The sequence below is a fragment of the Furfurilactobacillus milii genome, from assembly GCF_009864005.1.
Taxonomy (GTDB): domain Bacteria; phylum Bacillota; class Bacilli; order Lactobacillales; family Lactobacillaceae; genus Furfurilactobacillus; species Furfurilactobacillus rossiae_B.
This window is the reverse complement of sequence record NZ_WEZQ01000029.1, coordinates 1-4,811: the sequence shown is the minus strand read 5'-3', so window position 1 is coordinate 4,811 and position 4,811 is coordinate 1. Positions and strand designations below refer to the sequence as shown.

Sequence of the window (4,811 nt, the reverse complement as noted above, 5' to 3'; positions counted from 1 at the left end):
CGTAACCAACAACCACACTCCTGCCACCGTCAAGGTATCTGGAACCAAGACTTGGAACGATAACAACAATCAAGATGGAGTCCGTCCAAGTTCAATCACAGTGAACTTGTTGGCTAACGGTCAACAAGTCGCAAGCAAGACGGTTAGTGCTAGCGATAACTGGCAGTACAGTTTCGACAACTTAGCCGCTTACGCTAATGGTCAGAAGATCACCTACACGGTAACGGAAAATGCAGTTGCTGGATACACCAGTACTGTTGATGGTTACAATATTACTAATACCCATAATCCGACAACGCCTAAGAAGCCCCAGGTTCCTAATAACCCGACAAAGCCTAAGAAACCTCAAGTTCCTAATAACCCGACAAAGCCTAAGAAGCCCCAGGTTCCTAATAACCCGACAAAGCCTAAGAAACCTCAAGTTCCTAATAACCCGACAAAGCCTAAGAAACCTCAAGTTCCTAATAATGGGAATAAGGTAACACCAAAGGCTTACACTCAAGGTAAAACCTACGAAAAAACAGGTAAATTACCTCAAACAGGTAATGAATCATCAATAGGTATGATGTTAATTGGACTAGTGACGTTATTGCTAAGCTTGGGTTTAGTAGTTATAAATAGATTTACTATTTGATTATGTTGATCATGATTGAATGATCGTAAGCACTCCACAACGAACTGGGTTGAATCTTAACCATTGATGGTATCTCAGATCCCTGGGTTCAAACAAAAATAGCGGGCGACCAACGCAGTTTTCTGCGTTAGTCGCCCGCTTTGGTTTCTCTATTAAACACGACACATGGCCTGAATTTCTGGAGCCCCCGGTAAATAAGCCTCAATATCTGGCGTGTTACGTTGCGTGTTAACCGTTAGTAATGGTTAAAAATACTTAAAGACGTCCAGTTTATTTAATTTTACCATTTGTACAATCCCAAACCAGATCGTATTAGCCTTTGCGCCTGCCGTTGGTTTTGTGAACAGACTTATTCTTTCGCACCAGCGTGGTAGAGTGGATCTGTTGCTCATCGTGGTTATTGTGTAAAGGTAGATCACAATGCTCAAAGATCTGGTAAACCCGGTCCTTTAGATTAGGGGCATTGTTAATCACATTGCGTAATAATTTTAACGGTGATTTCTTGATTGTTTCCTCGATTAACTAGTCGGCTTTGTGTTTCTAGGGCGTTAGCTTTTCACAACCGGGGTCTTAAAAAGATCATTCAAGGCTTCAGACATTGTTGGATGAGTATAAATCATGTCGCGTAATCTTTCGTAAGGTAATTTGGCCTTCATTGCCAATGCAATTAGATTGATGGTTTCATGAGCCTCAGCGGCATACAATGTTGCCCCTAAAATAAGGTGTGTTTTTTGATCAACGATTACCTTATAAAGCCCGCGTTGATCCTCCAAGACCCGGGCCTTTGGAATCGCCTTGACTGATAGCTTGAAGGTTTGTAAATCATAACCTGCACTCTTAGCTTGACGTTCACTTAAGCCAACGTTGGCCCAGTGGTGGATTTAGGAACGAAGCAGTCGGTATCACCATTCGATCGGCCGTTGAGCGATCCCCCTTACCAAACAATTGATCTATGATAATACGAAAATCATCCAATGAGACATAAGTGAACATAGGGCCACCATTAACGTCACCTAAAGCCCAAATGTTTTGTACTGTAGTTCTTAAATGATCATCGACCTGAATAGCACCGCGATTGGTTAAAGCAATATCAGTATTTTCTAGTCCTAAACTATTTATATTAGGCCGTCGACCGACTGCAACTAATACCGCATCAAATTCCGCAGTGTTAGTTTGATCACCTTGTTGATAATATAATGTAACCTTCTCACCATTATCTTTTACTTGAGTTAGTTGAGTCGCCAGTTTAATCTCGATCCCTGCGTCAGTCAGATCTGCTACGACCTCGGTCGCAATATCAGGATCTTCGCGCTCTAACAATCTGGTATGTTGGTCGAAAATCGTTACATGCGTACCAAAGGAATTAAACATTCCAGCAAATTCAAGGCCAATATAACCGCCACCAATAATTGCTAGTCGTTTCGGTTGTTTCTCCAATTCCATAGCTTCTTTAGACGTAAAAATCCGCTGACTAAATTCTAGCCCTGGGATTGATGGCCAATTTGGAACTGCTCCAGTATTAATAAAGATACGTTCACCTCTCACCTCCTTAGTCGTTCCATCACTCATTACGACTGCCAAAACATAATTGTCGATAAAACGGGCTGACCCATCCCAAACCGTTGCTAGTGGCTCATCAGCCACCATGTGATAGTTTTTGTTTCGCAACTGTCTAGTCATCTCACCACGCTTATTAACTGCTGTAGTGAAGTCCACGCCACGTTGGCCATTAAAAATTAAATTTTTAGATGGTAGGCAGCCAACATTGATGCAAGTTCCTCCATACATTTGTTTTGACCGTTCGATCAGAAGCACGGTCTCATCATGCTGCGCCAAGTACTTAGCTAATGTTTTACCCGCCTTTTACTAGTCATTTGTTATTGTACTTATTATAAGTAAGTGAAGTGTCAAAAGCAATTTGTATGCTCAATCACCGGTTTATCTGACTTGACTCTATAGTCATCATTTCACCATCTTATTTGTCTTTTACCACAGTTTTCCATCTAGTAGCCGATTTTATGACCTTCTTTACTTTTATAATCGTACTGTCTGGTAGGGTTTGCGTCCGCTCTTGGACCTCCCTACTGGACGCTTGTCATTTCCCATTGCAGCAGTATTATTAGCCTTGCTTGCTGACCTTGCTAGTGTTGTAGCTTTCCTTTGCTGTCAAGAGCAGTTTTATTGCTCTTGGTTGATTTTTAATTTCCCTGTATAATGGATTGAGCAAGAAGTTTTAAGGGCGGTGGCTGTCTTTTCCCTTGTGAGGTGAGGCCCATGGGAACATGGAATAATCTTCAGGAAGGTTTCACAGTCAATGAGCGTCTTCCAGACACTCTCGTTGATGTTGCTGTTTGGCACGTTTTTAATCGCGCTCCTCAGCTATATCGACAAGCACCACAAATAAAAAAAGGGGTCTACACTTTCTGGTGTTGAGAAATAATCAACACTGAACGTATAGGCCCTTTTTGGATAACGCAAAAAGACACCTACTCAGTGTCCATGCTATGCTTGTTAGCGTCGAAACCAAAAGCAAGCGAGGTTATGAGTAAATGTCCCAATACGATCCTACACTGTCCGTCCTTGGAATACCAGACCATAATATCAAAGTAGCCTTTGTTCGTCATGAATATCGCGGCAACGGGGTACGTCGCCGCCAGTATCATGTGATTGATGCCGAGCTGACTTACCGGTTAACCCGGTGCCCACTGTGTGGCTTTGAGGCCTTGCACCCTAACGGGTTTTACACGGCCCACGTGCGCGTCCTCAACGGGGTTGAAATGCCGACAGTCATTGACTTGCACAAGCAACGATGGCGCTGTCATAACTGTTACCACACAGTCAGTGCCAAGACGCCACTCGTGCAACCCAACCACACGATCGCCGCTCACATGACAGAACGAATCATGAAGTTAGCGCATGAACGGTTGCCGGTCAAAACCGTCGCCCGTATTATCGGAATCTCAGCCCCCTCGGTTCAACGGATCATTGACCAAAATCTCAAACTCCGACCTGCTCGCCGGCTACCCACGCGACTCTGCTTTGATGAGTTCCGTTCCACTCATGGCATGATGTCGTTTATCTGTCTTGATGCCGATTCACATCGTCTGATTGCCTTGCTTGGTGACCGATTCAATCGCACGATTAAAAACTTCTTCATCGCTCATTATTCACTCGCTGAACGCACTCGGGTCCAGACGGTCACCATGGACATGAATGCAGCTTATCAGACGATTATTCATGAGGTTTTCCCCAAGGCCCAAGTCGTCATTGATCGGTTCCATATCATTCAACTTGCGGCTCGTGCCCTTGATCAGGTACGCGTCCAAGCGCTCAAACAGCTTGATGACAAGCACAGCCGTCCTTATAAGATCATGAAGACAAACTGGCGGCTTTTTCATCAAACTGCGCCTGACGCTAAACACAAACAGTTCCTGTTTGGTTTGAATGAAGACGTCACGCAACAGGAGGCCATCGATATCGCACTTGATACTGAGCCCAAGCTCAAGCAAACCTACGAGACCTACTTAGCGCTTCATGATGCTTTGATGGTGAAGAAACATCCCGCGGAACTGGCAAACCTGTTAGCTACTTACGAGCCAAACGGTACGGCAATGGACATGACGATCGCGACGCTTAAGCGACACAAAGTCGCTGTTCTCGCCGCTGTCACCAGCCCTTATTCCAACGGTCCGATCGAAGGGGTTAACCGCCGCATCAAGTCACTCAAACGATCCTGTTTTGGCTTCAAGAATCAGCTGAACTTCTTCAAACGAATCTACCAAATCACGGCATAACATGACAAAGACGGCTCCCCAAATGGAGAACCGCCTCAAATGATAAATTTATTCTTCAACACCAGTTGACGTAGAGCCAAAAAAATGTACTTAAGTCAGAGCTGCCGGCTTAGAAGAAGAATGGCATCCAAGCGCAGGAGCGGAAGCAACGGTTCGCTGCGAAGAATGGGCGGCAGCTGTAGCTGCGGTAACTGTAGTAGTGAACCCGGATAATTACAACCACAACGTAACGCTGGCAAGTTGGAGTAGTTGGCTTGCTTGGTTCAGTTGGCGCAGTAGGCGCAGTAGGCGCAGTTGGTGCCGTAGGCGCAGTTGGTGCCGTAGGCGCAGTTGGTGCCGTAGGCGCAGTTGGTGCCGTAGGCGCAGTTGGTGCCGTAGGCGCA

Annotated in this window: 4 protein-coding genes and 1 pseudogene; 3 read left to right on the top strand and 2 right to left on the bottom strand. The window is 45.1% G+C overall.

The features are described 5' to 3' along the window. On the top strand, nt 1–634 hold a 634-nt coding region (locus GB993_RS12885; RefSeq protein WP_161004599.1), incomplete at its 5' end, for a Cna B-type domain-containing protein. Nucleotides 635–946: 312 nt separating this feature from the next. On the opposite strand, the gene GB993_RS13275 is transcribed toward GB993_RS12885, so the two are convergent. Further along, nucleotides 947–1,141 carry an IS66 family transposase gene (locus GB993_RS13275; RefSeq protein WP_161004600.1) on the bottom strand — a complete coding sequence of 65 codons (195 nt, stop codon included), beginning with the start codon at nt 1,139–1,141 and terminating at the stop codon, nt 947–949. 41 nt (nt 1,142–1,182) lie between these two features. Beyond that, a pseudogene (locus tag GB993_RS12875) lies at nt 1,183–2,470 on the bottom strand (FAD-dependent oxidoreductase). 478 nt (nt 2,471–2,948) lie between these two features. Here GB993_RS12875 and GB993_RS13215 point away from each other — a divergent pair. Together GB993_RS13215 and GB993_RS12865 are read left to right on the top strand one after the other, a co-directional pair. Continuing rightward, nucleotides 2,949–3,038, top strand: coding sequence for a putative holin-like toxin (locus GB993_RS13215; protein WP_021353390.1), 90 nt, complete (start codon nt 2,949–2,951; stop codon nt 3,036–3,038). 145 nt (nt 3,039–3,183) lie between these two features. Beyond that, nucleotides 3,184–4,428: an ISL3 family transposase gene (locus tag GB993_RS12865; RefSeq protein WP_161004598.1), complete on the top strand. Its 1,245-nt coding sequence runs from the start codon at nt 3,184–3,186 to the stop codon at nt 4,426–4,428. Nucleotides 4,429–4,811 lie beyond the last annotated feature (383 nt).

Bases quoted from the DNA above. Each gene is read 5' to 3' on its own strand.
- GB993_RS13215 (WP_021353390.1), top strand. From the start codon at position 2,949: ATGAGCGTCTTCCAGACACTCTCGTTGATGTTGCTGTTTGGCACGTTT.
- GB993_RS12865 (WP_161004598.1), top strand. From the start codon at position 3,184: ATGTCCCAATACGATCCTACACTGTCCGTCCTTGGAATACCAGACCAT.